Below are 533 nucleotides of genomic sequence, written 5' to 3'. Positions count from 1 at the left end.
GTTGTTGAACATGCCGCCCGAGGAGGCGCAGACCCCCATGGAGATCACCCACTTGGGGTTCGGCATCTGGTCGTAGACCTGCCGGAGCACCGGCGCCATCTTCTGGCTGACCCGCCCGGCGACGATCATGAGGTCCGCCTGCCGCGGCGAGCCGCGGAAGACCTCCATGCCGAAGCGCGCCAGGTCGTAGCGGCCCGCGCCGGTGGTCATCATCTCGATGGCGCAGCAGGCGAGGCCGAACGTGGCGGGGAAGACGGACGACTTGCGCACCCAGCCCGCGGCCTGCTCGACGGTGGTCAGCAGGAATCCGCTCGGCAGCTTTTCTTCGAGTCCCATGACTTATGGCCCCTCAGTCCCATTCCAGGCCGCCGCGCCGCCATACGTACGCGTACGCGACGAAGACGGTGAGCACGAAGAGCAGCATCTCCACGAGCCCGAAAATCCCCAGGGCGTCGAAGGTGACGGCCCAGGGGTAGAGGAAGACGATCTCGATATCGAAGATGATGAAGAGCATCGCCGTCAGGTAGTACTTG

General features: G+C 65.1%; 2 protein-coding genes. Both read right to left on the bottom strand.

The features are described 5' to 3' along the window. Positions 1-336: NADH-quinone oxidoreductase subunit NuoB (gene nuoB / locus LPA54_RS36265; RefSeq protein ID WP_228984779.1), on the bottom strand; the 336-nt coding region annotated here is incomplete at its 3' end. Positions 337-349: 13 nt separating this feature from the next. Further along, the coding region (gene ndhC, locus LPA54_RS36260) for an NADH-quinone oxidoreductase subunit A (RefSeq protein WP_228984778.1) at positions 350-533 on the bottom strand (184 nt) is incomplete at its 5' end.

Source organism: Streptomyces sp. DH12, assembly GCF_020873895.1.
In the GTDB taxonomy this organism is placed as follows: Bacteria; Actinomycetota; Actinomycetes; order Streptomycetales; family Streptomycetaceae; genus Streptomyces.
The sequence above is the reverse complement of the archived record's forward strand: the minus strand, read 5'-3'. Positions and strand labels throughout refer to the sequence as shown.